This window comes from Micromonospora zamorensis (assembly GCF_900090275.1).
Classification (GTDB): domain Bacteria; phylum Actinomycetota; class Actinomycetes; order Mycobacteriales; family Micromonosporaceae; genus Micromonospora; species Micromonospora zamorensis.
Genome location: NZ_LT607755.1, coordinates 2,779,988 through 2,805,887, shown reverse-complemented (window position 1 = coordinate 2,805,887; position 25,900 = coordinate 2,779,988). Strand labels below are relative to the sequence as shown.

Annotated in this window: 27 protein-coding genes; 7 read left to right on the top strand and 20 right to left on the bottom strand. The window is 72.2% G+C overall.

The window, feature by feature from the left end:
• Window positions 1-47: 47 nt before the first annotated feature.
• The 8 genes from GA0070619_RS12130 to kdd all read right to left on the bottom strand — a co-directional run bounded on the left by GA0070619_RS12130 (window position 48) and on the right by kdd (window position 9,710).
• Window positions 48-857 (bottom strand): polyprenol monophosphomannose synthase, encoded by an 810-nt coding sequence (locus GA0070619_RS12130; RefSeq protein WP_088948163.1) that lies wholly within the window; start codon window positions 855-857, stop codon window positions 48-50.
• A gap of 34 nt (window positions 858-891) precedes the next feature.
• Window positions 892-2,556 (bottom strand): apolipoprotein N-acyltransferase, encoded by a 1,665-nt coding sequence (gene lnt, locus GA0070619_RS12125; RefSeq protein WP_088948162.1) that lies wholly within the window; start codon window positions 2,554-2,556, stop codon window positions 892-894.
• A 479-nt stretch (window positions 2,557-3,035) separates the two neighbouring features.
• The gene (locus GA0070619_RS12120; RefSeq protein ID WP_088948161.1) at window positions 3,036-4,373 is read right to left on the bottom strand and encodes a glutamate mutase L; all 1,338 of its coding nucleotides are present in this window, start codon (window positions 4,371-4,373) and stop codon (window positions 3,036-3,038) included.
• Window positions 4,370-4,762: a 3-aminobutyryl-CoA ammonia lyase gene (gene kal, locus GA0070619_RS12115; protein ID WP_088948160.1), complete on the bottom strand. Its 393-nt coding sequence runs from the start codon at window positions 4,760-4,762 to the stop codon at window positions 4,370-4,372. The genes GA0070619_RS12120 and kal overlap by 4 nt, the downstream gene beginning before the upstream one ends.
• On the bottom strand, window positions 4,759-5,523 hold the full coding sequence (gene kamE / locus GA0070619_RS12110) for a lysine 5,6-aminomutase subunit beta (RefSeq protein ID WP_088948159.1): 765 nt from the start codon (window positions 5,521-5,523) through the stop codon (window positions 4,759-4,761). The genes kal and kamE overlap by 4 nt, the downstream gene beginning before the upstream one ends.
• Window positions 5,520-7,082, bottom strand: a complete 1,563-nt coding sequence (gene kamD, locus GA0070619_RS12105) for a lysine 5,6-aminomutase subunit alpha (protein WP_088948158.1) — start codon at window positions 7,080-7,082, stop codon at window positions 5,520-5,522. The genes kamE and kamD overlap by 4 nt, the downstream gene beginning before the upstream one ends.
• Complete coding sequence (locus GA0070619_RS12100; protein ID WP_088948157.1) at window positions 7,079-8,644, bottom strand: amidohydrolase; 1,566 nt, start codon at window positions 8,642-8,644, stop codon at window positions 7,079-7,081. Before GA0070619_RS12100 ends, kamD begins: the two co-directional genes overlap by 4 nt.
• Window positions 8,645-8,648: 4 nt before the next feature.
• Window positions 8,649-9,710 (bottom strand): L-erythro-3,5-diaminohexanoate dehydrogenase, encoded by a 1,062-nt coding sequence (gene kdd, locus GA0070619_RS12095; protein WP_088948156.1) that lies wholly within the window; start codon window positions 9,708-9,710, stop codon window positions 8,649-8,651.
• Window positions 9,711-9,851: 141 nt separating this feature from the next.
• Between kdd and GA0070619_RS12090 the strand changes: the two genes are divergently transcribed.
• Window positions 9,852-11,258 carry a KamA family radical SAM protein gene (locus tag GA0070619_RS12090; protein WP_088948155.1) on the top strand — a complete coding sequence of 469 codons (1,407 nt, stop codon included), beginning with the start codon at window positions 9,852-9,854 and terminating at the stop codon, window positions 11,256-11,258.
• Window positions 11,259-11,315: 57 nt separating this feature from the next.
• On the opposite strand, the gene GA0070619_RS12085 is transcribed toward GA0070619_RS12090, so the two are convergent.
• The 5 genes from GA0070619_RS12085 to GA0070619_RS12065 all read right to left on the bottom strand — a co-directional run bounded on the left by GA0070619_RS12085 (window position 11,316) and on the right by GA0070619_RS12065 (window position 14,738).
• Window positions 11,316-12,380 carry a hypothetical protein gene (locus GA0070619_RS12085; protein WP_088948154.1) on the bottom strand — a complete coding sequence of 355 codons (1,065 nt, stop codon included), beginning with the start codon at window positions 12,378-12,380 and terminating at the stop codon, window positions 11,316-11,318.
• A complete protein-coding gene (locus tag GA0070619_RS12080; protein ID WP_088948153.1) occupies window positions 12,380-12,943 on the bottom strand; it encodes an RNA polymerase sigma factor in 564 nt (187 codons plus the stop codon). Before GA0070619_RS12080 ends, GA0070619_RS12085 begins: the two co-directional genes overlap by 1 nt.
• Window positions 12,944-13,024: 81 nt before the next feature.
• On the bottom strand, window positions 13,025-13,684 hold the full coding sequence (locus GA0070619_RS12075) for a polysaccharide deacetylase family protein (protein WP_231927387.1): 660 nt from the start codon (window positions 13,682-13,684) through the stop codon (window positions 13,025-13,027).
• A gap of 444 nt (window positions 13,685-14,128) precedes the next feature.
• Window positions 14,129-14,470 carry a YnfA family protein gene (locus GA0070619_RS12070; RefSeq protein WP_088948151.1) on the bottom strand — a complete coding sequence of 114 codons (342 nt, stop codon included), beginning with the start codon at window positions 14,468-14,470 and terminating at the stop codon, window positions 14,129-14,131.
• Between the two features lie 73 nt (window positions 14,471-14,543).
• Window positions 14,544-14,738: a CsbD family protein gene (locus tag GA0070619_RS12065; protein WP_088948150.1), complete on the bottom strand. Its 195-nt coding sequence runs from the start codon at window positions 14,736-14,738 to the stop codon at window positions 14,544-14,546.
• A gap of 156 nt (window positions 14,739-14,894) precedes the next feature.
• Here GA0070619_RS12065 and GA0070619_RS12060 point away from each other — a divergent pair, with 156 nt between their 5' ends.
• On the top strand, window positions 14,895-15,506 hold the full coding sequence (locus GA0070619_RS12060) for a histidine phosphatase family protein (RefSeq protein ID WP_088948149.1): 612 nt from the start codon (window positions 14,895-14,897) through the stop codon (window positions 15,504-15,506).
• On the opposite strand, the gene GA0070619_RS12055 is transcribed toward GA0070619_RS12060, so the two are convergent.
• The 3 genes from GA0070619_RS12055 to GA0070619_RS12045 all read right to left on the bottom strand — a co-directional run bounded on the left by GA0070619_RS12055 (window position 15,436) and on the right by GA0070619_RS12045 (window position 18,306).
• Window positions 15,436-15,942, bottom strand: coding sequence for an Lrp/AsnC family transcriptional regulator (locus GA0070619_RS12055; protein WP_088948148.1), 507 nt, complete (start codon window positions 15,940-15,942; stop codon window positions 15,436-15,438). The genes GA0070619_RS12060 and GA0070619_RS12055 overlap by 71 nt on opposite strands.
• A 109-nt stretch (window positions 15,943-16,051) precedes the next feature.
• Entirely contained in the window at window positions 16,052-17,194 is a 1,143-nt protein-coding gene (locus GA0070619_RS12050) for an acyl-CoA dehydrogenase family protein (RefSeq protein ID WP_088948147.1), read from the bottom strand.
• The gene (locus GA0070619_RS12045) at window positions 17,191-18,306 is read right to left on the bottom strand and encodes a M24 family metallopeptidase (RefSeq protein WP_088948146.1); all 1,116 of its coding nucleotides are present in this window, start codon (window positions 18,304-18,306) and stop codon (window positions 17,191-17,193) included. The genes GA0070619_RS12050 and GA0070619_RS12045 overlap by 4 nt, the downstream gene beginning before the upstream one ends.
• Before the next feature lie 204 nt (window positions 18,307-18,510).
• On the opposite strand from GA0070619_RS12045, the gene GA0070619_RS12040 reads away from it, so the two are divergent.
• Entirely contained in the window at window positions 18,511-19,881 is a 1,371-nt protein-coding gene (locus tag GA0070619_RS12040; protein ID WP_088948145.1) for a glycosyl hydrolase family 18 protein, read from the top strand.
• A gap of 38 nt (window positions 19,882-19,919) precedes the next feature.
• Here GA0070619_RS12040 and GA0070619_RS12035 read toward each other — a convergent pair whose 3' ends face one another.
• A complete protein-coding gene (locus tag GA0070619_RS12035; protein WP_088948144.1) occupies window positions 19,920-20,807 on the bottom strand; it encodes a winged helix-turn-helix transcriptional regulator in 888 nt (295 codons plus the stop codon).
• A 189-nt stretch (window positions 20,808-20,996) separates the two neighbouring features.
• Window positions 20,997-22,064 carry a DUF4037 domain-containing protein gene (locus GA0070619_RS12030; RefSeq protein ID WP_088948143.1) on the bottom strand — a complete coding sequence of 356 codons (1,068 nt, stop codon included), beginning with the start codon at window positions 22,062-22,064 and terminating at the stop codon, window positions 20,997-20,999.
• 121 nt (window positions 22,065-22,185) lie between these two features.
• On the opposite strand from GA0070619_RS12030, the gene GA0070619_RS12025 reads away from it, so the two are divergent.
• Both GA0070619_RS12025 and GA0070619_RS12020 read left to right on the top strand, forming a co-directional pair.
• Window positions 22,186-22,413, top strand: a complete 228-nt coding sequence (locus GA0070619_RS12025; RefSeq protein WP_088948142.1) for a hypothetical protein — start codon at window positions 22,186-22,188, stop codon at window positions 22,411-22,413.
• A gap of 59 nt (window positions 22,414-22,472) precedes the next feature.
• Window positions 22,473-23,399, top strand: coding sequence for a 5'-3' exonuclease (locus tag GA0070619_RS12020; protein ID WP_088948141.1), 927 nt, complete (start codon window positions 22,473-22,475; stop codon window positions 23,397-23,399).
• A 76-nt stretch (window positions 23,400-23,475) separates the two neighbouring features.
• On the opposite strand, the gene GA0070619_RS12015 is transcribed toward GA0070619_RS12020, so the two are convergent.
• Window positions 23,476-24,192, bottom strand: coding sequence for an isocitrate lyase/PEP mutase family protein (locus GA0070619_RS12015; RefSeq protein WP_088948140.1), 717 nt, complete (start codon window positions 24,190-24,192; stop codon window positions 23,476-23,478).
• 42 nt (window positions 24,193-24,234) lie between these two features.
• Window positions 24,235-24,537 (bottom strand): GNAT family N-acetyltransferase, encoded by a 303-nt coding sequence (locus GA0070619_RS12010; protein ID WP_088948139.1) that lies wholly within the window; start codon window positions 24,535-24,537, stop codon window positions 24,235-24,237.
• A gap of 129 nt (window positions 24,538-24,666) precedes the next feature.
• Here GA0070619_RS12010 and GA0070619_RS12005 point away from each other — a divergent pair, with 129 nt between their 5' ends.
• Both GA0070619_RS12005 and GA0070619_RS12000 read left to right on the top strand, forming a co-directional pair.
• Window positions 24,667-25,362, top strand: coding sequence for a DUF1223 domain-containing protein (locus GA0070619_RS12005; protein ID WP_088948138.1), 696 nt, complete (start codon window positions 24,667-24,669; stop codon window positions 25,360-25,362).
• Window positions 25,363-25,402: 40 nt separating this feature from the next.
• Complete coding sequence (locus GA0070619_RS12000) at window positions 25,403-25,777, top strand: MmcQ/YjbR family DNA-binding protein (RefSeq protein ID WP_088948137.1); 375 nt, start codon at window positions 25,403-25,405, stop codon at window positions 25,775-25,777.
• The last annotated feature ends 123 nt before the right edge of the window (window positions 25,778-25,900 follow it).

Below are 25,900 nucleotides of genomic sequence, written 5' to 3'. Positions count from 1 at the left end.
CGGGCACCACGGACGTGTCCCGCTCATCCAGCATGACACGGCCGCGCTCACGGCCACCGGGCCTGACCGGTGGCGGTGCCGTGCAGACCTCGGCGTACCGCCTGGCGGCGGTCCCGCACGCCCCAGGCGGTGATCCGCCACAGCGCCTCGGCCACGATCTTCGGGCTCATCTTGCTGTCGCCGTGTTCCCGTTCGGCGAAGGTGATCGGGACCTCCACGATCCGCACCCCGGCCTGGTGCGCCAGCCGGGACAGCTCCACCTGGAACGAGTAGCCCTGGGAGGTCACCGACTCCAGGTCGATGGCGTCCAACGCGCTGATCCGGTACACCCGGTAGCCGCCGGTGGCGTCCGAGACGGGCATGCCCAGCGCGAGGCGCGCGTACAGGTTGCCGCAGCGCGACAGCAGCAGCCGCCGCAGCGGCCAGTTGAGCACCCGCGCGCCGCTGGTCCACCGCGACCCGATCACCACGTCGGCGTCGCGGGCGGCGTCCAGCAGCGCCGGCAGGTCCTCCGGGGCGTGCGAGCCGTCGGCGTCCATCTCCACGACCGCCTGGTAGCCGCGCTCCCGCGCCCAACCGAACCCGGCCAGGTACGCCGCGCCGAGGCCCTGCTTGCCGTGGCGGTGCAGCACCTGCACGTGCGCGTCGCCGTCGGCGAGGGCGTCGGCGATCGCGCCGGTGCCGTCGGGGCTGTTGTCGTCGGCGATGAGGATCTGCACCGCCGGGGCGGCGCGTCGGACCCGGCCCACGATCGCGGCGATGTTGTCGGCCTCGTTGTAGGTGGGGATCACCACCAGCACCCGGCCCACACCGGGCACCTCGTCCGGGCGTCGGATCGTATCGGTCGCCTGGATCACGGTTCCTCCGCTCCCGCCGGCGTACCGGCTGTTGCTATCCGGACATGACCCGCTGCCGGCGGCGCAGCACCGCCGCGCCGATGAGGGCCGCCGCGGCCAACGCGGCGAGCGCCACCTCCGGCCACCAGCCGAGGCGGGTGGCGAGGGTACGACCGTCGTCGAGCCGCACCTGCCGCACCACGACCTCCCGGGTGTTGAACCCGGTGGCATCGCTTACCCGCCCGTCGGGTGCGACGAACCCGGACACGCCGACCGTGGAGGCCATCAACGCCGGCCGGCCGTGTTCCACCGCCCTCAGCCGCACCATGGCCATCTGCTGGCGGGCCTCCGCCACGTCGAAGGTGGCGTTGTTGGTCTGCACCACCAGCAGCTGCGCGCCACCGGTGACGGTGTCGCGGACCACCTCGTCGTAGGCGACCTCGAAGCAGATCACGTCACCGAGCACGGCCGGGCCGGCGCGTACCACGCCCGGGGTGCTTCCGGGCACGAAGTCGCTGCGGATCAGGTCGACCTGCTTGCTGACCATCCGGGCCACGTCGCGCAGCGGCACGTACTCGGCGAACGGCACGGGGTGCCGCTTGGTGTACAGCTGGTCCAGGTCCGCGCCGGTGCCGGGGCGCCACAGGATGCCCGCGTTGCGGACCTGCCCGACACCGGGGCCCAGCAGCACCGCCCCGACGAGGATCGGCGCGCCGATGGTGTCGGCGGCCTGGGAGATCCGGGCACCGGCGGTGGGGTTGCGCAGCGGGTCGATGTCGCTGGAGTTCTCCGGCCACACCACCAGGTCGGGTTGCCGTTCCTGCCCGGCGGCGACCCGACCGGCCAGCTCGATGGTGGCGTCGACGTGGTTGTTGAGCACCGCCTGCCGTTGGGCGTTGAAGTCCAGGCCCAGGCGCGGCACGTTGCCCTGCACGATGGCCACGGTGGTGGTGGCGCCCGACCCGGCGGTGGCGACCGGCACGAGCAGGCCCCCGGCGGTCAGCGCGACCGCCACGGCGGCCGGTACGGCCACGGGCGCCCACCGACGTGCCGAGGTGACCCCCTGCGCGCCGTCAGCGTCCTGGGAGCCCTCAGCGGGCGATGGGCGGGCGGCGGCCCAGCCACGCCAGGCGGCGGTGACCAGCAACCCGCCGACGAGCGCCACCGCGAAGGTCACCAGCGGCGCGCCGCCCAACGCGGCCAGGCGCAGCAGCGGTGAGGTGTCCTGGCTGAACGCCAACCGCCCCCACGGGAACCCGCCAAACGGGGTGCGGTCCCGCAGCGCCTCCTGCCCCACCCACAGCAGCCCGGTCAGCACCGGCCACGTCCAGCGGACGCGGTCGGCCAGCGGCGACACCCAGGCGGTGGCCGCGCCCAGCAGCGCCAGGTAGCCGGCCTGCAGCAGCGACAGCAGCACCCACGGCAGGTAGCCGGTGTGCAGGTTCGTCCAGGCCAGCAGTGGGGCGAACAGCGCCACCCCGGTGAGGAAGCCCAGGCCGGCGCCGGCGCGCAACCGCCGCCGGTGCGCGGCGGCGGCCAGCAACGCCACCCCGACCGGGGCCAGCGGCCACACCCCGTACGGGGGGAACGCCACCAGCAGGGCCAGGCCGGCGGCCACGGCCAGGGGCACGGCGAACCGCAGCGGCAGCGGCCGACCGGTCACGACCGGCTGACTCGGCGCCGCCGGGCTGTGGGTTTCGTCCCGGTCCAGAATCGTCACCGCTTCACCTCGATCACGGGGCGAAGGCTACCTGGCCGGCGGCCGGAGCAGCCGCATCGGGCCGCCGGGCACGAACCACCCGACGGACATGAAATCGGGGCGCGGCTCACGCCGCGCCCCGATGCTCCCAGGCCCTTCCCGGCCGGTGTGGCGAGGATGGGGTACGACGACCTTCGGACCGACCGGACGCGGACTGGCTGCCCCCGCCGGGCCGTTGTCTACTGGCCGTGCACCTCACCCTGCCCGTACACCGGTAACCGCGGCCGGTTCGCGCCGCCCCGCCGACCCCCGCCCGCTGGACCTGGCCGCCGCGACGATGACGCTCAAAAATGTCGCTCGGCCAGCGGACGAAGGGACGAAGCGAACAACAGCCGCTTCCCGTGGTAGGACTCAAAGACGGTACGTGCCAACCCCCGTCGCTTGTCAACCCACCCCCGGCCTGTCGTGTGTTGCGCCACGGCGTGTCGGGTCGGCGAGTCTCAATGCGTCCGCAGATGGTGACGCAGCAGCGCCCCCGCCGCGGCCCGGTGTTCCTCGGCGAGCAGCCCTCCGGCGGCCAGCACGTAGTCGGCGTCGACCACGGCGGAGGCGGCCCGCGGCAACGCCCACCCGCCAGCGTGGTCGGCCAGGACGGCCGCCAGCACCTGCGCGGACGCCTGCGCCGGCGCGTGCCGCAGCACCCCACCGGAACCCACCATCAACCGCACGTCGCGCAGGTCCCGCCCGGCCCGCTCGCCGGTGGCGGCGCCCCGCGCGTGCCGCCGCAACGCCACCGTCGCCGCGAGGGTGGCGATCCGCCGGTCCACGGCCCGCTCGACGTCGTCGACGGCGAGGAACGCCGGGTCGGCCGCCCGGCGGGCCGCCGCGTCCGTCAGCTCCTCGGACTCGTCCGGGGTGAGCAGCCGCTCCTCGACGGCGGCGCGCAGCACCCCGGGGGCGCTCCACCGCATGCCCAGGTCACCCTCCACCGTGCGGGCCCGCCAGAGGCTGCCGGCGACCTCCCGCGCCGGGCCGGTGGCCCGCTCGTCGGGGGTGAGCACCGAGTACACGTCGGTGGTGGCCCCGCCCACGTCGACGACGGCGAGGTCACCGCCGATGGTGTCGGCGAGCACCTCCACACCGGTGAGGACCGCGTCGGGGGTGGCCGCGCGTACCAGCCGCGCGAACCGGGTGCCCCTCGACAGTCGTTTCCCCCCGATGACGTGGCGCAGGAACACCGCGCGGATCGCCGCCCGCGCCGACGCCGGGGCGAGCACCCCGATGCGCGGCAGGACGTTCTCCGCGCCCGTCACCGGCACCCCGGCGGCCTCCAGCAGCCCGGTCAGCTCCGCGCGGACGTCGGCGTTGCCCGCGTACACCACCGGCACCCGCCACCGGGCACGGGCCAGGCGGGTCGCGTTGTGGGTGATCGTCTCGGCGTCACCGCCGTCGGTGCCACCGACCAGCAGCACCACGTCCGGTCGGGCCGCCCGCAACGCCGCCAGGTCCGCCGCGCCCAACCGACCGGCGGCCACGTGCACCACGTGCGCACCGGCGGACAACCCGACCCGCCGGCCCGCCTGCGCGGTGACCAGCGGCTCGTAGCCGATCACGGCCAGCCGCAACCCACCACCGGCCGACGAGCAGACGTACCACGGCACGTCGCGCACCCCGAGCCCGTCGGTGGCCGCCGCGACCGCGGCGTCCAGGCCGTGCAACACGTCGGTGCCCACGGTGGTCGGCGCCGCCGCCGCTCCCACCAGCACACCGGCGGCCAGGTCCACCACCGCCACCTTGGTGTACGTGGACCCGACGTCCGCGCAGACCGCCAGGGTCACGAGCCGGCGGGAACGACCACGGTGCCGGTCGCGGTGACCGCCACGATCGGCGGGTCGAGGACCTCGGCGGCGGACTCGGAGCGCTCCGGGCGGCCCCGGCACACCACCGCGCAGGACAGCTCCAGGGTGCGGCTGCGGGTGCCCACCCGCGACACCTGGGCGGTCACCTCGATCACGTCACCGGCGCGGATGGGAGCGGTGAACCGCACGTCGGTGTACCCGGCGAACAGACCCTCGTCGCCGTCGGTGCGGATGCACACCTCCGTGGCGACGTCACCGAACAACGCGAGGGCGTACGCCCCGTCGACGAGGTTGCCGGCGTAGTGGGCGTGCGAGTACGGCACGTACCGCCGGTGCGTCACGGTCAACCCGAGCCTTGCGTCGGTCATGCCATCGCCTTCCGTTGCGTGATCAGGGCGTGCACGAGGTAGCTGGCCACCTCGCCGGGAGTGGTGCCGCGACCGAAGATGCGGTCCACGCCCAACTCGTCGGTCATCGTCTCGTCGAAGCGGGGGCCGCCGACGATCAGCAGCGGCCGCCGCCCGGCGGGCATCGCCTCCCGGAACGCGGCGGACATCTCCCGGGTGTTGTGCAGGTGCGCGTCGCGTTGGGTGACCACCTGCGACACGAGCACCGCGTCGGCCTTCTCCGCCCGGGCGGTCTCCACCAGCTCCGGCACGCTGACCTGCGCGCCCATGTTGGTGACCTTCAACTCCCGGTAGTACTCCAGGCCCTTCTCCCCCGCGATGCCCTTGACGTTGAGGATCGCGTCGATGCCCACGGTGTGCGCGTCGGTGCCGATGCACGCCCCGACCACGGACAGCTTGCGCCGCAACCGTTGCTTGATCACCGTGTTGACGTCCTTCGCCGACAGCAGCGCGAAGTCGCGTTCCACGACCTGCACCGCGTTGAGGTCGACCAGGTGGTTGACCCGCCCGTAGACCACGAAGAACGTGAACTCGTCGCCCATCGGTTTGGCGTGCACGACCATCGCCGGGTCGATGCCCATCCGGTTGGCCAACTGCACCGCCGCGCCCTCGGCCCGCTTGTCGTGGCTCACCGGCAGCGTGAACGACACCTGCACCATCCCGTCGCCGGTGGTGTCCCCGTACGGCCGCACGATCTTCTTCGCGGCGTCGGCGGCGCTCATGCCGCGTCCCCTTCCAGGATGTCGGTGGCCGGGTTGCAGTAGTCCGCCTCGTGCGCGGCGACCCCGGCGAGGCCCTTGCCCCGGTCCGCGGGCCGCTTCATGATCCCGAAGGTGCCCTCGGCGATGGCCGTGAGCAGCGTCTGCTCCCCGATGCGCTCCAGCAGGTCCAGGGCCTCACCGAGGACCTGGTTGGCGCGGCGGCGGATGAACCCGCCGGGCGCCGGCACGAAGTCCTCGTGCAGCCCACCGGCCGCGCCCAACACGTACCGCACGTTCTGCAACGCGATGTCCCGGTCGGACAACCACGGCGTCACCACCGCCTCGGTCATCATCCCCACCAGCAGGATGCCCTGACCGGTCAGTGCGCCCGCCAGGTTGAAGAACCCGTCGAGCAGGTTGCCCCGGAACACGTCACCGGTCATGTGCTTCGTCGGCGGCATCCACTTCAGCGGCGCCTCGGGGAACAACTCCCGGGCCAGCAGGGCGTGCGCCAACTCCAGGCGGAACGACTCCGGAACCTCCGGGTTGATCTCGAACGCGTGCCCCAGCCCCAACTGCCAGTCCGCCAACCCCGCCTCGTGCGCGAAGAACTCGTTGAGCAGCTGCGACACCGTCACCGTGTGCGCCTCGTCCACGGCGTCCGCGGTGGTCAGGTAGTTGTCCTCACCGGTGTTGATGATGATCCCGGCGCGGGCGTGCACCTGCCGGGAGAACCGCTGGTCGACGAACGTGCGCACCGGGTTGATGTCGCGGAACAGGATCCCGTACATCGAGTCGTTGAGCATCATGTCGAGCCGTTCCAGGCCCGCCAGGGTCGCCATCTCCGGCATGCACAACCCGGACGCGTAGTTGGTCAACCGCACGTAGCGGCCCAACTCCTTCGACGACTCGTCCAACGCCGCGCGCATCAGCCGGAAGTTCTCCTGCGTGGCGTACGTGCCGGCGAAACCCTCCCGGGTCGCGCCCTCGGGCACGTAGTCCAGCAGCGACTGCCCGGTGGAGCGGATCACCGCGATCACGTCCGCGCCCGCCCGGGCGGCAGCCTGGGCCTGCGGGATGTCCTCGTAGATGTCGCCGGTCGCCACGATCAGGTAGATCCACGGCCGCTGCTTCGGGTCCCCGTGCCGCTTGATGAGGCGGTCCCGCTCGGCGCGCCGCCGGTCGATGCGCCGGATACCCGCCCCGACGGACCTGCGCGCCGCCGACCGTGCAGTCGTCGCGGCCCGCCCGGTGGGCAGCGCGAAGCGCACCGACCCGGCCGCGGCCTTCTGCGCCAGCAACGTCACATCGGTGATGCCCTCGCGGGCCAGGGCGTCGAACACCGGCACCGCCACCCCGTGACCCAACCCGACGTCCGCGACGACGGCGTCGACGAGCCGGTTCACCCACGGAATGCCGTCCGGGTCGGCGCCGCTCACCCCGGCCAGCCGCAGCACCGCCCGCTCCACCGACACCGTGGTGTGGCTGCGGGCAAGGTCCACCACCGGCTGCCCGGCCCGGCGCGCCAACTCGCGCGCCCGCGCCACCAGCACCGGATCAAGATCAAGCTTCCCGGTCATGATGACCCTTCCTCATAGATGACCTCACCGCGCAGCACCAGCCGCCGGCACACCGGCAACGGCGTCGGGTCGTCCGGACCCCGCTCCTCCGGGTCCTCGGCGAGCAGCACCGGCAGGCCCCGCTCCACCCCCGCGGGCGTCGACCACACCGTGAACGTCGCCGGCGCACCCAACGCGAGGACCCCCTCGACGTCCAGGTGCACCGCCCGCCACCCACCCCGGGTGTGCGCGGCGAACGCCGACCGCACACTCATCCGCTGCGCCGGGTTGTGGTGTGACACCGCCGCCCGCACCGAACCCCACGGGTCCAGCGGCGTCACCGGCGAGTCCGACCCGAACGCCATCGCCACACCCACCGAGTGCATCGCACCCATCGGGTTGGACTCCAACGACCGGTCCAACCCCAGCCGCGCCTCGTACATCCGGCCCGCGCCACCCCACAGCCGGTCGAACGCCGGCTGCATGCTCGCCACGACCCCGTACTCCACGAACCGCGCGATCAACCGCTTGTTCATGATCTCCGCGTGCTCGATGCGGTGCCGGGCCGCCCGCAGGCGCTCCACACCCAGCGACTCCGCTGCCGCCGCGAAACCGTCCAGGACGGTGCCGATCGCCGCGTCACCGATCGCGTGGAAACCGCCCTGCATGCCGTGCGCCGCGCAGTCCAGCAAGTGATCACGCACCTGCTCGGCCGTCAGGTACCCGTGCCCGCAGTCGTCACCGTCGCCGTACGGCTGCGACACGTGCGCCGTACGCGAACCCAACGCCCCGTCGGCGAACAGGTCACCTCCGGCGCCCACCGCACCCAACTCCCGGGCACGGGCGGCGCCACCCAGCTCACCCCAGTACCCGTACACCTCCGGCAACCCCGCACCGGAGATGCCCAGCAGCCCGGTGAAGTCCTCCTCGTCGGAGATGTCCGGACCGCCGCACTCGTGCACCGCCGCGATCCCCAACGACGCCGCGTGCGCGAGGGCGGCCCGTTGTGCGGCGACCCGCTGCGCCCGGCTCACCGACGCCTGCGCCGCCGCCCGCACCACGTGGTGCGCGTCGCGCCGCAACCACCCCGACGCGTCGTACCCCGCCGCGTCGGCCGCTTCGGGGCACGCCGCCAGCAACGCCGACGACACCAACGCCGAGTGGATCGACGCCTGCGACAGGTACACCCGCCGACCCCCGGCCGCCCGATCCAACGCCGCCGCGTCCGGCAACGTCGCATCCGACCAACCCGACTCGTCCCAGCCGTGGCCCAGCAGCACCGCGTCCGCCGGCAGGCCCGCCGCGAACCCGGCCACCGCGTCGAGCAACTGCGCCGCCGAGCGCACCCCGGACAACTCCAGCCCCGACAACGCCAACCCCGTGTCGGTGGCGTGCACGTGCGCGTCGACGAACGCCGGCGTCACCAACGCCCCATCCAGGTCCACCACCCGGTCGGCCGGCGGCGCGTCACCGTCGGTCCCCAACCAGGCAATCCGCCCACCGGACACCAGCAGCGCGGTGGCGCTCGGGTCGGCGGGGCAGTGCAGCACGCCGCCGCGGTACAACGTCGAGGGGTTCGTCATGACCTCAGTCTGCCGCGACCCGCGCCGTGAACAGCTGACGCACCCCCGGCTCGGCCCGCAACAGCCCCAACGCCAGCTCCGCGTGCCCCGGCACGTACCCGTTGCCCACCAGCATCGTCACGTCCGCCGCCAGCCCCTCCGCGCCCAACGCCGCCGCGGAGAAACTCGTCGCCATCGAGAAGAAGATCACCGTGCCGCCGTCCGCGGTGGCCAGCACCGCGCCGTGCTCACACCCCGGCACGTCCACGCACACCACTGTGACGTCCGCCGGAGCCCCCAGGGCGGTGGTCACCGCCGTGGACAACCCCACCGGGTCCCGCGCGTCGGCCAACGCCACCACCGAGGCCAGGCCGGCGGCCGTCAGCGCGTCGCGCTCGGCCGCCACCGGCACCACCCCGACGGTACGCGCAGCGCCCGCCCGCCGCGCCGCGGCGAGGGACAGCGACCCGCTCTTGCCCGCCCCGCCGATCACCGCGACCCGCACCGGCGTCGGATCACCGACGCGACGACGGTCCTCCACGTAGCGCGACACCACCCGCGCGGTCAGCGCGGGCGCCCCGCACACGTCCAGCACCGCCAGGGACAACTGCGGGTCCTCGTCGTCGGGCAGCACCGCGGCGATGGAACGGGCGAACAGGATCGCCCACCCGTCACAGGGCACCTGCTCGCTGCGCCCGTCCCACCGCGCCAGCCCGTCGGTCACCACCAGCGGGGTCAGCGTCAACGACACCAGGGTCGCGACCCGCTCCCCCACCTTGAGCCCGAGCGGGGAACGCCGACCGGCCTCCTCGACCGTGCCGATCAACATCCCGCCGGAACCGGTCACCGGGTTCTGCATCTTCCCCCGGGTGGAGATGATCTCCAGCACCTCGGCGCGCACCGCGTCGCCGTTGCCGCCGTGCTTCTCCGACAACTGCCGGAAGCTCGCCGCGTCCAGGTTCAGCCGTTGCACCCGGATCCGCACCTCGTTCGGCGCGATCGCCGCCGACGCGTCCAGGCGCCACGCCGCCTGCGGCAGCACCCCCGCCGGTTGCACGACGCGGTGCAGTCCCACCGGTGACGTCACGCCGACCTCCCCTGTCCAGCCGCTCGAAGCCCCGGTCAAGGCTCGCGTAACGGGAAAACTTACGGCAGACTAGTTTCTGTACCGAATATTTTCCAGTAGCCTTCGGGCTTCGATGATCAGCCGCAACACCGAGGAGGGGCCGTGACCCAGACCCAACCGGTTGAGACCATCCCTCAACCCCGTCACGCCCCGGTCGCCGTACCGACCGCCGGGCAGCCCTACGAATACCACCGCCGCCCCCTGGTCGAACCCGACTGGACCCGGTTCCCCGGCTGGCGCCACGTCACCCGCGACCAGTGGGAATCCGCCCAGTGGCAGCGCGTCAACTGCGTCAAGAACATCAAGCAGCTCCGCGCCGTCTTCGGCGACCTCATCGACGACACCTTCTACACCGACCTCGAGGCCGACCAGTTGGCCCTGGCCACCATGTCGATGCTGGTGCCACCACAAATGATCAACACGATGGTGCCGTTCGCGCCCCTCACCACCGAGGCGCTGCTCGCCGACCCCATCCGCCGCTACATGATCCCGGTCGCCTCCGACCGCCGCACCGACTGGCCGTCACACCCCTACGCCAGCCGCGACAGCCTGCACGAGCACGACATGTGGGTCGCCGAAGGCCTCACCCACCGCTACCCCACCAAGGTCCTCGCCGAGCTGCTCTCCACCTGCCCCCAGTACTGCGGGCACTGCACCCGGATGGACCTCGTCGGCAACTCCACCCCCGCCGTCGACAAACTCAAGCTCACCCTCAAGCCCGTCGACCGCTACGACGCCCACATCGCATACCTCAAGGCCCACCCCGGCGTCCGCGACGTCGTCGTCTCCGGCGGAGACGTCGCCAACGTCCCCTGGCGCAACCTCGAGTCGTACCTCATGCGACTGCTGGAACTGGAGACGGTCCGCGACATCCGGCTCGCCACCAAGGCCCTCATGGGCCTCCCCCAGCACTGGCTCCAGCCCGACGTCGTCCAGGGCCTCGAACGCGTCGCCCGCACCGCCGCCCGCCGAGGCGTCAACCTCGCCATCCACACCCACGTCAACCACGCCCAGTCGCTCACCCCACTGGTCGCCAAAGCCGCCCAGACCGCCCTCGACGTCGGCGTCCGCGACGTCCGCAACCAGGGCGTGCTCATGCGCGGCGTCAACGCCACCACCCCCGAGCTGCTCGACCTCTGCTTCGCGCTCCAGGGCGAAGCCGGGATCCTGCCGTACTACTTCTACATGTGCGACATGATCCCCAACGCCGAACACTGGCGGGTCCCCGTCTGGCACGCCCAGCAGCTCCAGCACGACATCATGGGCTACCTCCCCGGCTACGCCACCCCCCGGATCGTCTGCGACGTCCCCTTCGTCGGCAAGCGCTGGGTGCACATGCTCACCGACTACGACCGCGAACGCGGCATCTCCTACTGGACGAAGAACTACCGCACCTCCATCGAGTCCGCCGACCTGGAGGCGCTCAACAAGCGCTACGCCTACTACGACCCGATCGACACCCTGCCCGCCGACGGCCAGCAGTGGTGGAACGACCACCGCGACGACTGACCCACCGACGACGACACCCCCGGGGAAACCACCCCGGGGGTGTCGCGCACTCCGTGGTCAGGCGCAGCCCAGACCCTGCGAATAGCTGGCCCGCAACGTCCCGGCCGCGATCTCGTCGGCGTACTCCCAGAACACCTCCGGCCAGTCGCCGGCCTTGTCCATGTCCCGCAGCACCCGCCACCCGTGACTGCTCCGCAACGCGTCGGCGGCCCGCCGCACCCCGGCCTCGTCCCCGCTCGACCTCGCCCGCTGCCACTCAGCGATCCACCCGCAACCCACCCGGGACGTCACCCCCACGTTGAAATGGTACGGGTCGCTCACCCCGATCTCCTCCAGCGCAGCCATATCGAACCCCGGCGGCAGCGGCACGTCGGCGAGCACCTTCGCCGCCCGCTCCCGCACCGGCATGACCATCTCCGCCGGAAGAACGGCCAACCAGGTCCGCGCGTCCACCCGAACGATGTCCGCGAGAACCCGGTCCAGTTCCTTACGCGACCAGTTCCCGGTGGTCTTCATCTCCACGACCACGTTGTCGCGGGGACGCAACAACACAGTGAAGTCACCATCGAGGCCCTGGAACACATCAGCCGGCCAACCGTCCACCCGCACCGACTTCCCCGGCCCCGCATCGCGCTGACCGGCATACCGGTCCGTGTACACGTACGCCGGATACCAGTTCATCTCAAGTTCCCGCCCACCCCGGCGAAACCTGACCACGCCATAGTTCTCGGAGAACTCGGACAGGGCCACGACCGTCCAACCGGCCTGATCGATCAGCAACCGCGGGCTCCTCTCCGCCGCCTCCATCGCCAACGGCGAAAAGACGGCCCCGGCTCCCGCACCCGCGCTGACGATCGGAGAGACCCCGTCGTCCTCGCCCTGCCCCCGCAACGCCATGGACGCCGGCACGATGCTCAGGAGCACGGCCGCCGCCGTCATGACGCCCGCGAAGCGACGCACCCACAACCGCCGCGACGGCATCCCGACGCTTCGCCGGACCAACGACTCGGACATGATGTCCTCCAGGAGGGTGTCCTTCACCCCGCCGAGGTCCCCCATCATCCCGAGCCCACCCGGGTCGGAATCCCGAACCAGCTGGTCGACACGCTCCTCTGTGGTCATCAGTCCTCCTTGCGGGTGGATGTGGTCAGCACGTCGAGTACATGTCCGGGCGGCCCCGGATCGTCACCAACCAACCCCCGCAACCTCGTCCGCGCCCGCGCCAGCCGCGTCCGGACCGCCGCAGGAGACACCCCCAGCACTGAGGCGACCTCATGCGGTTGCAGCCCCTCCCACACGGTGAGCATCAGCACCTCCCGGTCCACCTCGGCCAGACCCGCCAACGCCGCCCGAACGGCAAGGCGCTCCGGCACCTCACTTCCCGGATCGGCCACCGACGCGGCAATCTGCTGGCGTAACCGCTCACCGAGGCGCTGCCGGCGAACGCCACCACGGTGATGATTGGCCAGCACACGCCGGGCGACCCCGTACAGCCACAGCCGGGTCGCACCGGCGATCGGAATGTCCTGCCGGCGACGCCATGCCACCAGGAAGGTCTCCGCGACCACGTCGGCCGCGTCTTCCGGATGTGCGACACGCCGCAATGCGTACGCCAGCAGCGACTCGAAATCGTCGGCGTACACCCGTCGGAAGCGGTCCTCGTCCTGTTCTATCCCGGAGCTCACATTCACTCCATGTCCGGTGGGACCCCAACCGTGACACCCCACCGGACGCGCGCCGTCGGAACCGACACGGACCGTGCCGTCTCAGGCGCCGCCCAGCACCTCGGACAACGGCGCCGGCACCAGCCCTCGCTCACGCAACCCGGCCAGGATGTGCGGCAACGCCTCATCGGTCATCGCGGCGTTCGCCTCGGTCACATGCATGATCACCACCGACCCCGGGCGAACGTGGTCCAGCACCGCCCGCACCAGCGGCTTCCACGCGGTCGCGAAGGGATCACCGCTGACCACATCCCCGTCGACGACCGTCACGCCCAGCGGCGCCAGAGCGTCCAGCGTCGCAGCGTCGTGGCAGAGCCCCGGAAAGCGGAAGTACCGGGTCTGCCGACCCCCGTACGGCTTGATCACCTCGAAGGTCTTCGCCACATCGCCGCGCAACTCGTTCACCGGTTGCGAGGGCAGGTCGTAGCAGTCGCCGGTGAACGCCGCGTGCCCGTAGGTGTGGTTGGCCAACTCGAATCGCGGATTGTCGGCGATCCGCCGGGTGACGTCCGGGTACCGCTGCACCCACTTGCCAGTCAGGAAGAACGTGGCCGGCACCTCGTCGCGCTCCAGCAGGTCGAGGATGCGCAGGTTGGCGTACGACTTCACCCGACCGGCACGCAGGTTGGCCAGCATCCCGTCGGTCATGTCCGCGTCGAAGGTCAACGCGACCTTGTTACCGGTCCGCGGCCCGTGGTCCACCACCGGCGCCCTGGTCCCAGTCGGCGTCGTGCCCGGCACCGAGGCAACCGCCGGCGGCGACGGGACACCGACGGACGGCGCGACGGAAGGCGTGGATGGGCTCGACGAGGCGGACGAGCCGACGAAGACCGGCTGGTCCGAGGGCGGCATCCGGGACGCTTCGCACCCGGCACTGCCGAGGATGGCCGCCACAACCAGTACGCCAAGAAACGGGCGAAGCCCAGCTCGGATCACGCCGGAGATCATCGCAGACGCGAATGCGTTTCACTGTCCCGCGCGTGCTGTCGTGAGGGCTCGTGGGCGCGTGTCCCAGGCCCGCCCCAGCGGTGCCGTTCCGGTCAGCGATATACCTCAGAGGCATAAATATGACTCTGAGGTATATCGCTTGCCAGAGAAACACCGCCCGCCCGCGAGGTCACCGACCGCCCGCAGCCACTGCGCGGGTCAGGCGGAACCCCCGCGCGGCGCGTACATGATGACCGCGACGCCGAGCAGGCAGAACGCCGCGCCGGTCAGGTCCCACCGGTCCGGGCGGAAGCCGTCCACCACCATCGCCCAGGCCAACGAACCGGCCACGAACACCCCACCGTACGCGGCCAGGATCCGGCCGAAGTTCGCATCCGGCTGGAACGTCGCCACGAACCCGTAACAGCCCAGCGCGACCACCCCGGCGGCGATCCACCACAGGCCACGATGCTCCCGCCAGCCCTGCCAGATCAGCCAGGCGCCACCGATCTCGGCCAGGGCGGCCAACGCGAACAACACCAGCGAACGGAGCACTGTCACCCGGCGAGACTAGCCGCCACACACAGCGGGTCCCCGGGCGACGATGCGCCCGGGGACCCGTGAACCGCTCAGGTCACTTGTTGAAGGAGTCCTTCACGTTGCGACCGGCGTCCTTGACGTTCTGACCGGCCTGCTTGGCGCGCGCGTCGCTCTGCTGGCTGGCGCCCTCGCCACGCATCCGCTCGTTGTCGGTCATGTCGCCCATGCGCTCCCGCGCGGCGCCCGCCATCTGCTCGACCTTGTTCTTTGCCTTCTCGGTGAAGCTCATCGCGCCTCCTCGGTCTGGCGATTGTCCCCGCACGCTTGCCCGCTCTCCCGGTGCCGAAACCGGCGGTGCCGGTCGGCACACCCGCTAAGGCATCCTAGGAAGATAGGTTGAGGGAGGGTCGCATGCCGGCACCGGCCACGGTGGTTAACTGGCCGCATGGGAGAGCTCCTGCTGATCCGGCACGGCGAAACCACCTGGAGCGCCAGCCTGCGGCACACCTCGTACACCGACCTGGAGCTGACCCCCGACGGCGAGCGACAGGCGCGCACCCTCGCCGCGTTCCTGGCCGGCCGGCGCTTCGTGACAGTGCTGTCCAGCCCCCGCTCCCGGGCGCTGCGCACCGCGCAGCTGGCCGGCCTCACCGTCGACGCCGTCGACGAGGACCTCAGCGAGTGGAACTACGGCGAGTACGAGGGCCGCACCACCGTCGACATCCACGCCGACCAGCCGCACTGGAACATCTGGACCGACGGCTGCCCCGGCGGCGAGTCACCCGCGCAGGTGGGCGAACGGCTCGACCGGGTGCTGGCCCGCGTCACGCCGCTGCTCGACCGCGGCACCGTCGCGCTGGTCGGTCACGCGCACAGTCTGCGGGTGCTCGGCGCCCGCTGGATCGGCCTGCCCCCGTCCGCCGGCGGACGACTCCGCCTGGAGACCGCCACGGTCAGCGCACTCGGTCACGAGCACGGCCGACAGGTCATCCTGCGGTGGAACCAGCCGGCTCCTCCGGCGCCCGGGACCGCGACCGACCCGGCACCGCGGCACTGATCTTCGGCGGCCGGTTCTCGTACGGGGTGGACAGCACCACAGTGGTCCGCGTCGTGACGTTCGCCGAGGTGCGGATCTCCTGCAACACCCGCTCCAGGTCGGCCGGACTGGCCACCCGCACCAGCAGCATGTAGAAGTCCTCCCCCGCCACCGAGTAGCAGGAGTCGATCTCGGGCAGGTGGGACAGCCGCTCCGGCGCGTCGTCCGGCTGCGACGGGTCGAACGGGCGGATCGCCACGAACGCGGTCAGCGGCAGGTCCAGCGCCTCGAACGAGACCCGGGCGGCGTACCCCTTGATCACCCCGCGCTGCTCCAGCCGGCGCACCCGCTGGTGCACCGCGGACACCGACAGGCCCACCTTCTCGGCCAGGTCGGTGTACGACAGACGGCCGTCGGCGGTCAGCGCGGCGACGATAGCGCGGTCGATCTCCTCCACGGCGTGCAACCTACCGGGAAAACCGCCCGACTGCGACGCAGCACCCGACGCGGCCACGCGGGCGGTGGGCCACGGCGAACCACCGCAGCCCCACCACCACGCGCCGTCCTCAGCCCTGAGCGAGCGCCCGGGAGATCACCAGACGCTGAATCTGGTTGGTGCCCTCCACGATCTGCAACACCTTGGCCTCACGCATGTACCGCTCCACCGGGTGATCGGCCACGTAACCCGCGCCGCCGAGCACCTGCACCGCGTCGGTGGTCACCCGCATCGCCATGTCGGTGGCGAAGAGCTTCGCCTTGGCCGCCTCGATCGCGTACGGGCGACCCGCGTCCCGCAACCGGGCCGCCGCGAGGGTCAGCGCACGGGCGGCGGAGATCTGGGTGGCCGCGTCGGCCAGGAGGAAGCCGAGGCCCTGGAAATCGATGATGGACCGACCGAACTGCTGCCGCTCCCGGGCGTAGGAGACCGCGTAGTCCAGGGCCGCCTGGGCCAGCCCGACCGCGCACGCCGCGATGCCCAACCGGCCGGAGTCCAGGGCGGACATGGCGATGGTGAAGCCCACACCCTCCCCGCCGATCAGCCGGTCGGCCGGCACCCGTGCCTCGTCGAAGGCGATCTGCGCCACCGGGGAGGAGCGCAGACCCATCGTCCGCTCGGCCGCCTGCGGGGCGATGCCGGGGGTGCCCGCGTCGGCGAGCAGGCAGGAGATCCCCTTCGGGCCGGGGCCCCCGGTGCGGCAGAAGACGTTGTAGAAGTCGGCGGTCCGCGCGTGCGTGATCCACGCCTTGGTGCCGGAGACCAGGTACGCGTCCCCGTCCCGGACAGCCCGGGTGCTCAGCGACGCCGCGTCGGAGCCGCCCTGCGGCTCGGAGAGGCAGTATGCGCCCAGCAACTCGCCACCGAGCATGTCCGGCAACAGCTTGCGCTGCTCGTCGCTGCCGAACGCCGCCACCGGGTAGCAGGACAGGGTGTGCACGCTGACCGCCTCGGCGACCGCGAGCCACCGGCTGGCCAGGATCTCCAGCACCTGCAGGTACACCTCGTACGGCTGGGCCGCGCCGCCGTACTCCTCGGGGTAGGGCAGCCCGAGCAGGCCCGCCCGGCCGAGGGTACGCAGCACTTCGCGGGGGAACTCGGCGCGCTCCTCGAAGGCGGCGGCCTTCGGCGCGAGCTCGCGGTCGGCGAGCTCGGTGGCGAGACCCAGCAGGTCGTGGGCCTCGTCGGTGGGGAGAATCCGGTCGACAGTCATAGCGCGATGAGCTCCGTGGGGGTGGTGTTGAGCCGTTGCACGCCGTCCGTTGTGCAGACGACGATGTCCTCGATACGGGCGCCGTGTCGGCCCGCCAGGTAGATCCCCGGTTCGATGGAGAACGCCATGCCGGCCTCCAGGGGCTGGTCGTTGCCGGCCACCAGGTAGGGCTCCTCGTGACCGTCGAGACCGATGCCGTGCCCGGTGCGGTGCAGGAACGCGGGGCCGTAGCCGGCGGCGGCGATCGGCTCCCGCGCCGCGGCGTCGGCCGCCGCGCCGGTGACCCCGGGCCGCACTGCCGCGACCGCCGCGCGCTGGGCGTCGCGCAGCACCGTGTAGTAGTCCAGGAAGTCGGCCGGCGCGGGCCCGCCCACCAGGTAGGTGCGGGTGCAGTCCGAGCGGTAGCCCGAGGGCATCGTGCCGCCGATGTCGACCACCACCGGCTCTCCGACGCCGATCGGCCGGTCCGAGGTGCCGTGGTGCGGGCTGGCCCCGTTCGGGCCGGCCGCCACGATGACGAAGTCGACGCTGACGTGCCCGGCGGCCCGGATCGCCGCGGCGATGTCCGTCGCGACCTCGGCCTCGGTGCGGCCGGGGCGCAGCCACTCGCCCATCCGCAGGTGCACCTCGTCGATGGCCGCACCGGCCTCGGCCAGCGCCGCCACCTCCGCGGAGGACTTGCGGATCCGCAGATCACGCAGCACCTCCCCGGCCAGCCGCTGCGTTGCGCCGGGAAGCGCGGCGCGCAGCGCGAGGACCTGCTCGGCCCACATCCGGTCGGCCAGCCCCACCGCCGCCGGCGGGCCGTCGAGGGCGGCGACCACCAGGGGGTACGGGTCGGTGCCGTCGACGTGGTCGACGATGCGGACCCCGGTGGCGGGCGCGGGGGACGCCTCCGCCGCCGGGCGTTCCAACCGGGGCACGATCAGGGTCGGCTCGCCCTCGGCGGGCAGCACCAGGCAGGTCAGCCGCTCCCCCGCGTGGGCGTCGTAGCCGGTCAGGTAGCGCAGGTCGGAGCCCGGGGTGAGCAGCAGGGCGTCCAGGCCGGCGGCGGCGGTGGCGCGCTGCGCGGCGATCAGCCGATCCGGCGGATACAGCTCGTCGATTCCCACCCCGTCAGCTTAACGGTCGTTTGGGCAAACCCCATATCGACACCGATCGTCGGAAAATCCATCGACGTTGATTGACGCGCACAGTTAACACTCTTTAAGATTTGGCTGCCTCGAGGCCCACCCGTCCCTGCGTCCCCCCGCACCTCCCGCCCGCGACAACCCTGCGCGGGTGGGCGTCGTCCCCCGCCCACGGGAAGGCCCCCGATGTCCTCACCACTGCGCCGCGCCCTCACCGCCGGCCTCCTCGCGCTGGCCACCGCCGGCGCCACCCTCGCCATCACCCCCACCGCCGCGCAGGCCGTGGTGCTGCCGAACAACTTCAAGAGCGTCGGCTACATGCCCTCCTGGGCCGGCAACGTCAACACCATCCAGTACAACAAGCTCACCCACATCAACTACGCGTTCGTGCTGCCCAACAACGACGGCAGCCTGCGTGCGGTCGAGAACCCGAGCAAGCTCTCCTCGCTGGTCTCCCTCGCGCACGCCAACAACGTCAAGGTGTCGATCGCCGTCGGCGGCTGGAACGACGGCAACGACTCGGCCTTCGAGGCCCTGGCCGCCAACTCCGGCAGCCGGAGCACCTTCGTCAACAACCTGGTCAACTTCGTCAACCAGTACAACCTGGACGGCGTCGACATGGACTGGGAATACCCCGACCCGGGCGCCTCGGCCAACAACTACACGGCGCTCATGACGCAGCTCGGCAGCGCGATGCACAGCCGCGGCAAGCTGCTCACCGCCGCCGTGGTCAGCGAGGGCTACTCCGTCGACGGCGTGCAGACGGCCGTGTTCAACCAGGTCGACTGGCTCAACATCATGGCGTACGACGGCGGCAGCCCGCACGCCAACTACGACTGGTCGATCAACAGCATCAACCTGTGGAAGGCCCGGGGCCTACCGGCCAGCAAGGCCGTGCTCGGCATCCCGTTCTACAGCCGCCCCGGCTACTTCACCTACTCGGCACTGGTCGCGCTGGACCCGGCCAACGCCAACCGGGACTGCACCACGGCCGGTGGCGCCCAGCAGTGCTACAACGGCATCCCGACGGTCAAGCGCAAGACGCAGTGGGCACTCGCCAACGCCGGCGGCGTGATGAACTGGGAGTTGTCGCAGGACACCACCGGTTCGACCTCGCTGGTCAGCGCGATGTACGACACGATCATGGGTGGCACCACCCCGCCGCCGACCGGCCGCACCGGGCGGATCACCGGCATCGGCGGCAAGTGCGTCGACGTGGCCTCGGCGAGCACCGCCAACGGCGCCCCCATCCAGCTGTGGGGCTGCAACGGCACCAACGCGCAGACCTGGACCGTCGCCAGCGACAGCACGCTGCGCGCCCTCGGCAAGTGCGCCGACATCACCAGCGGCTCGACCGCCAACGGCGCGAAGATCCAGCTCTGGGACTGCAACGGCAGCGGCGCGCAGGTCTGGCAGTCGCAGTCCAACGGCACGCTGCGCAACCCGCAGTCGAACAAGTGCCTGGACGCCAGCGACAACAGCTCCGCCGACGGCACCCGGCTGCAGATCTGGGACTGCTTCGCCGGCGCCAACCAGCGCTGGACGCTCCCGGCCTGACGGTTCGGACGCAACGATCCCCGGTCGACGCCCCCGCGTCAGCCGGGGATCGCTGCGTGCTCGCGAGCCAGGGTGAGCATCTCCTCCACCGAGCCGGCCGGGTCGGTGACCGGGAACTGCACGGCTCGCACCACCGCCTGCGGGTCGACCAGCAGCGTCAGCCGCTTGAACCGGGTCATCCCGCCGGCGCGGAAGACGGGCAGCAGCAGCCCTGCGGCCAGCCGGCCGTCCTGGTCGGACAGCAGCGGAAACGGCAGCCCGGCGTACGCGGAGAAGTCGGCGAGCTGGTCCGGTCGCTGCGTGCTGATCCCGTAGACCCGTACCCCGGCGGCCTGGAAGTCCGGGTGCCGCTTCGCGTAGGTGGTCGATTCGAGGGTGCAGCCCCGGGCACCGGGGATCTCCGACCAGGCCGGCGGATAGCCCTGCGTCCCCGGCGCGTACGCCCCGGGGAAGAGGTAGAGGACGCTCCACGCGCCCGTCGCGGCCACCGACACCGGCTGACCGTCGGCACCCGGCAGCACGGCCTCGGGCAACCGCCGCCCGATCAGGTCGTGTGCCCGGCGCGCCTCGGCAGACCCGGCGTCGGCCGTCGCGGTCAACTCTCCATCACCCATCAGGTGCCTCGTCCCCCAGTCCTGCAGGGCGATCAGCACCGGTAGGAGCCCCTCGCCCTTCGCGGTGAGCAGGTAGTCGTAGCGCGGGGGGTGTCGTGAGTACGGCTGGCGCTCCAACACACCGTGCTCGACCAACGCGCCGAGGCGCTCGGTCAGTGCCCGTCGGCTGACGCCCAGCTCGCGTTGCAACGCGTCGAAGCGGGTCGTCCCGCCGGCGACGTCGCGCACGATGAGGAACGTCCACCAGTCCCCCAGTACGCCGAGCGCCTGCGCGATGCCGCAGTCCGCATCGGCAAGATCCTCTCGCCGCACCCGCTACCTCCGTTGCTCCCGCTCCGACTATAGTCCGTTCCAGTTTGGAACGCGCTGGCTCGGCGAACGGGGGACGGCGACATGCACGTCGACGAACGGGCCGGGGTGTTCTGGCGCTGGTGGACCGCCGGCACGACCAGCATGGTCGGGTCGGCGGTCGGTGTCGGGGGTCGCTGACCGGGCGGCTGATCAGACGCTGCCGGCGATCCGGCGCACCCGGGCCGCGTCGGTGAGGACATCGACGCTGTGCACGTACTGGTCGACCGCGCCCACAAGCGGCCGGGTACGCAGCGCCGGGTCGGTCACGGCGGCACTCAGCGCGGCGGCGATCCGCTCGGCACGCAGCACCAGGAACGGGCGGCTGTGGAACGGCCGCGCCCGGGCGCGCACCGGCACCGCGAGACGCGTCTCGTCGGTCCATCGGGCCACCGTCTCCAGAGCCTCGACCAGCCCCGCCTGACGCCGCGACCAGTCGCCCGGGCCGAGCGCGTCGGCCAGCGCCACGACCACCGGCTCGGCATCGTCCAGCCGGCCGAAGACCGTGCCGAGCCACTTGTCGTACGGCGGCCAACGCTGGTGCAGCAGCAGACCGAGCCGCATGAGATCCCGGGCCAGCCCGGCGGTCACCACCCGGCTGCCCAGCTCGTCACCGACCTCGGCACACCGGCCGGGCAGGTGCTCCGCCTGGGCGATCCGGGTCCAGGCGGAGGCGAGCACGTGGCGCCACACGTCCGTCGGATACCAGCTGACCGCCGTACGCCGGGCCGTCAGCGCCCCACCGAGACCGTCATGGAAGACCGCGCCGCCGGTCACCTCCGCCAGCCGCTGGGTCGGGGTGGCGAGCCAGTCCGCCGTGGTGACCCCGGCGGCCGGGTCGAAGCCGAGCCGGTCGCGCCACCAGCCGGCCAGTTCGGCGACGTCGACCCCGTGCCGGCTGCCCGCCGGGTCGGAGACGCCCAGCCGCCCGTCCTCGCCGACGAAACGGGTCGGCCAACCCAGAAACTCCACCGGCAGCTCGGCGTCGAGCGCGGCGCGCAGCGCGGGGACCCGGGCCGCCTCGGCTGCCGGGACGAACAGCTGCACGCGTGGCCCCCAGTCGTGGTCGGTGGACCGCACGGTGTCCAGGCCGAGCAGCTCCGAGCCGCCGTCGAGCAGTCCGGCCGCGTACGGCAGGTCGGGACACCGGCGGCGCAGGATCGGCGCGACCACCTCGTCGTGGTAGCGACGGGCCAACGTCAGGCCGGGAAGAAACGCCATACCGGCAGTCTGCGCCGCGCGGCGACCAGCCCGCACGGTCGTTTTCCGGCCCGGCGCGTCCCCCGCGGCCCTAGCCTGGGATCGGGGTCCCGCGCGGGCGACCCCGACCGGGAGGACCGACGTGGCAGGGAACGAGGCGAACCGGGCGGCGACACGCCGTCGCCGCCAACTGTGGGCGGGAGTCCTCGCGCTCGTCGGCCTGGCTCTGCTGATCATCGGGCTCACCGTCGCCGACGGCGTCGCGGCCTGGGTCGAGGTGCTGGTGGCGATCCTGCTGCTGGTAACCAGTTACGTCGTGCAGCACCTGGCCCGGCGGGAGACCGTCTACCGGCACGACGACCAGCGCTGACAGCACCGGGCGGCCGGGGGTACCCCGGATCGTCGGACGGCTGTGCCAGGCTGTCCGGCGTGGCACACCGACCCCCGATCCTGCTGATCGACGCAGCGAGCCTCTACTTCCGGGCCTACTTCGGCATTCCGGAGTCCGCCGCCAAGGCCGAGGACGGCACCCCGGTCAACGCGGTGCGCGGTTTCCTCGACATGCTCGCCACCCTGATTCGCGTGCGGGGCGCCGACCGGATGGTCTGCGCCCTCGACTACGACTGGCGCCCGGCGTGGCGGGTCGACCTGCTGCCGTCGTACAAGGCGCACCGGGTGGCCCCGCAGGGCGGCGAGATCGTCCCGGACACGCTCTCCCCGCAGGTGCCGATGATCCTGGAGGTGCTGACCGCCGTGGGCATCACCGCGGTCGGCGCGACCGGCTACGAGGCCGACGACGTGCTCGGCACGCTCTCGGTGACCCAGCCCGGCCCGGTCGAGGTGGTCTCCGGCGACCGGGACCTGTTCCAGCTCATCGACGACACCCGGCCGGTCCGGCTGCTCTACGTGGGGCGCGGCGTCGCCAAGCTGGACGACTGCGACGACGCCGCGGTGCGGACACGCTACGGCGTCCCGGCCGACCGGTACGCCGACTTCGCCGCACTGCGGGGCGACCCCAGCGACGGGCTGCCCGGGGTCGCCGGCGTGGGTGAGAAGACCGCCGCCCGGCTCATCGAGCGGTACGGCAGCATCGCCGGCATCCTGGCCGCGCTGGACGACTCCGACTCGTCCTTCGCACCGGGCCTGCGCACCAAGCTGGCCGCGGCCCGCGACTACCTGGCCGTGGCGCCGACGGTGGTCCGGGTCGCCCTGGACGTGCCACTGCCGGAGCTGCCCACCGCGCTGCCGACCGCCCCGGTCGATCCGGAGCGGCTGCTCGACCTGGCCGGACGGTGGAACCTGGCCGGCTCGGCCCGCCGCCTGGTGGACGCCCTAGCCGCCCGAGCCGACGCCTGACCGACCACCGCGCGGCTGGCGCCCGACCGATCGCCGCGCGGCTGGCGCTTGATCATTCCCGGGGCGGCGGGCGGGCTCAGGCGCGCAGTCGTGCCGCGAGGTCGCCGACCGCCCCGATGGCGTACCGCTGCATGGCCGGCCCGAAGGTGATGCGCGTCGCGCCCCAGCGCGCCAACTCGGCCACGGACTCGCTGTCCGCGCCGGCGACCATGTTGATCGGGCCGGTGATGCCCTCGCGCAGCACCGGCAGCAGCTCCGGCGGCGCCAGGATGGGGTACACGCAGTCGGCGCCGGCGGCCGTGTAGAGGCGGGCTCGTGCCACCGCGTCGGCCGGGTCACCCGCGCCGACGAGGAACGTGTCGACGCGCGCGTTGATGACGAGCGCGTCGCCAGCCTCCGCGCGCACCTCGGCCAGCCAGTCCGCGTGCCGCTGCGGATCCTTCAGCGTGGCGCCTCCCTCGGAGTCCTCCAGGTTGCAGCCGACGGCGCCCGTCTCCAGGAGCCGCCCAACCAGCTCGCCGGGGGTGAGGCCGTACCCGCCCTCGACGTCGGCGGACACCGGGACGGCAACGGCCCGGACGATCCGCGTCACCGCGGCGAACATCTCGTCGGGCGGGGTCGCGCCGTCCTCGTAGCCGAGCGAGGCGGCGACCCCGGCGCTGGGGATGGCGAGCGCGGGATAGCCGGCCTCGGCAAAGGCCAGCGCGCTGGCCGCGTCCCAGGGACCGGGGAGGACGAGCGGGTCTCCGAGGGCGCGGCCGTGGTGCAGCGCCCGGAAGGTCTGAGCAGTCATCGTGCACGTCTCCCGACGGGATGAAGGGCGGAAGGGGCCGGCCTACTTGACCTTGCGGGTCGAGCGGACCACGATGCCCTCGTACTCCGGGTGCTTGACCAGCCAGTCGGCGAGGAACGGGCAGATCGGCACGACGGTCCGGCGCTTGGCGCGCGCGTCGTCCATCACGGCGCGAGCCAGCGTCGACCCGACGCCCCGGCCCTCGAACGCCGGGTCGACCTCGGTGTGGGTGTAGGCGATGATCGAGCCGGTCAGCTGATAGGTGACGAACCCGGCGACCACGCCCGCCTCGTCGCGCGCCTCGAAGCGCTCCCGCTCCGGCGCGTCTGTCACGGTGAACTGCACCCGACCATCCAACCACCCGCGCCGGTGACGCCTCCCAAGAGGCCAGCAGGAGAGCACCCGCCGCGCATTGTCCGGGCCGGAACGGGAAACGCAGCGCCGCAGCCGGCACGTGGGAAGGAGACACGCCACATGACGAACCCATCGACGGACGGCGGCTTCGCGGTCGTGGAGATGTTCACCTCACAGGGCTGCTCCAGTTGCCCTCCCGCCGAGGAGTTGCTGACCGAGATCGAGAGTGACGCCCGGGAACGGGGTCAACCTGTCTTCGGCCTCGGGTTTCACGTCGACTACTGGGACGATCTGGGCTGGCCCGACCAGTTCGCCGACGCTGCATACACCGCGCGGCAGGAGGCGTACGCCCGGGCCTTCGGCTCCGGACGTCTGTACACGCCGCAGATGGTCGTCAACGGCACCGTCGAGTTCGTCGGGTCCGATCGTCGACGGGCGGCCGGCGCGATCGCGTCCGCCCTGGCCACGACCGCCGCCACCACCCTCACGCTGTCCGCACCGGACGTCGGCGGGCCGCGGGTGGTGCTGGACTACCAGGTCGATCAGCCACCGGAGGGCGCGGTGCTGAACGTGGCGATCGTGCAACGCGGCCTGGACAGCGAGATCGCCCGGGGGGAGAACGCCGGGCGGACGCTACGGCAGGACAACGTCGTACGGGCCTTCACGTCGGTGGGAGCGGGCGCCGAGGGCGGACGGATGGAGCTGACGGTGCCGCCCGATCTCGATCCGCGCGGTGCCACGGTCGTCGGCTACGTGCAGGAGAGCGGCACCCGGGCCGTCATCGGGGCGACCGCGATCGGCCTGTCCACCGCGTAATCTCGGCACATGCGGACGGTACGTGGTGTGAGGGGTCCCGGTGGTTGACGCGGAGGACGTACGCCGGGTGGCGCTGGCCCTGCCGCACGTGGTGGAGATCGCCAGTGACGGCTTCGATTTCCGGGTGGCCGACAAGGGCTTCGTCTGGTCCTATCCGGAGCGGGTGCCGGGCCGGCCGCGGGTGATCCGGCTCGACATCGCCGTGCTGTTCGTCGGGGACGAGGCGGAGAAGCAGGCTCTCCTGCTCGGCGAACCGGACGTCTTCTTCACCGCGCCCGGTTACGACGGCCTGCCCCTGGTGCTGCTGCGCCTGGCGGAGATCGACCTCGAACGCCTGGACGAGCTGGTGACGGACGCGTGGCGGATGCGCGCGCCGGAGACGCTGCTGAGCGAGCGCGAGGGCGCCGGCAAATAGCGACATCAGTACGCAACAGGATGGACACATTGACGGGGATCTAGGTGCTCCACTACCGTGGCCGTGAGAGCGCTCTCTCACCCGACCTTCCCCCCAATTCAGACGCAACGCGTCGGAGCCGGC

Coding starts and splice junctions, on each gene's coding strand:
- GA0070619_RS12060 (WP_088948149.1), top strand. CDS start 14,895: ATGGGAGAGCTCCTGCTGATCCGGCACGGCGAAACCACCTGGAGCGCC.
- GA0070619_RS12085 (WP_088948154.1), bottom strand. CDS start 12,380: ATGACCACAGAGGAGCGTGTCGACCAGCTGGTTCGGGATTCCGACCCG.
- GA0070619_RS12040 (WP_088948145.1), top strand. CDS start 18,511: ATGTCCTCACCACTGCGCCGCGCCCTCACCGCCGGCCTCCTCGCGCTG.
- kamD (WP_088948158.1), bottom strand. CDS start 7,082: ATGACCGGGAAGCTTGATCTTGATCCGGTGCTGGTGGCGCGGGCGCGC.
- GA0070619_RS12050 (WP_088948147.1), bottom strand. CDS start 17,194: ATGACTGTCGACCGGATTCTCCCCACCGACGAGGCCCACGACCTGCTG.
- GA0070619_RS12065 (WP_088948150.1), bottom strand. CDS start 14,738: ATGAGCTTCACCGAGAAGGCAAAGAACAAGGTCGAGCAGATGGCGGGC.
- kamE (WP_088948159.1), bottom strand. CDS start 5,523: ATGAGCGCCGCCGACGCCGCGAAGAAGATCGTGCGGCCGTACGGGGAC.
- GA0070619_RS12030 (WP_088948143.1), bottom strand. CDS start 22,064: ATGGCGTTTCTTCCCGGCCTGACGTTGGCCCGTCGCTACCACGACGAG.
- GA0070619_RS12100 (WP_088948157.1), bottom strand. CDS start 8,644: ATGACGAACCCCTCGACGTTGTACCGCGGCGGCGTGCTGCACTGCCCC.
- kal (WP_088948160.1), bottom strand. CDS start 4,762: ATGACCGACGCAAGGCTCGGGTTGACCGTGACGCACCGGCGGTACGTG.
- GA0070619_RS12015 (WP_088948140.1), bottom strand. CDS start 24,192: ATGACTGCTCAGACCTTCCGGGCGCTGCACCACGGCCGCGCCCTCGGA.
- GA0070619_RS12005 (WP_088948138.1), top strand. CDS start 24,667: ATGACGAACCCATCGACGGACGGCGGCTTCGCGGTCGTGGAGATGTTC.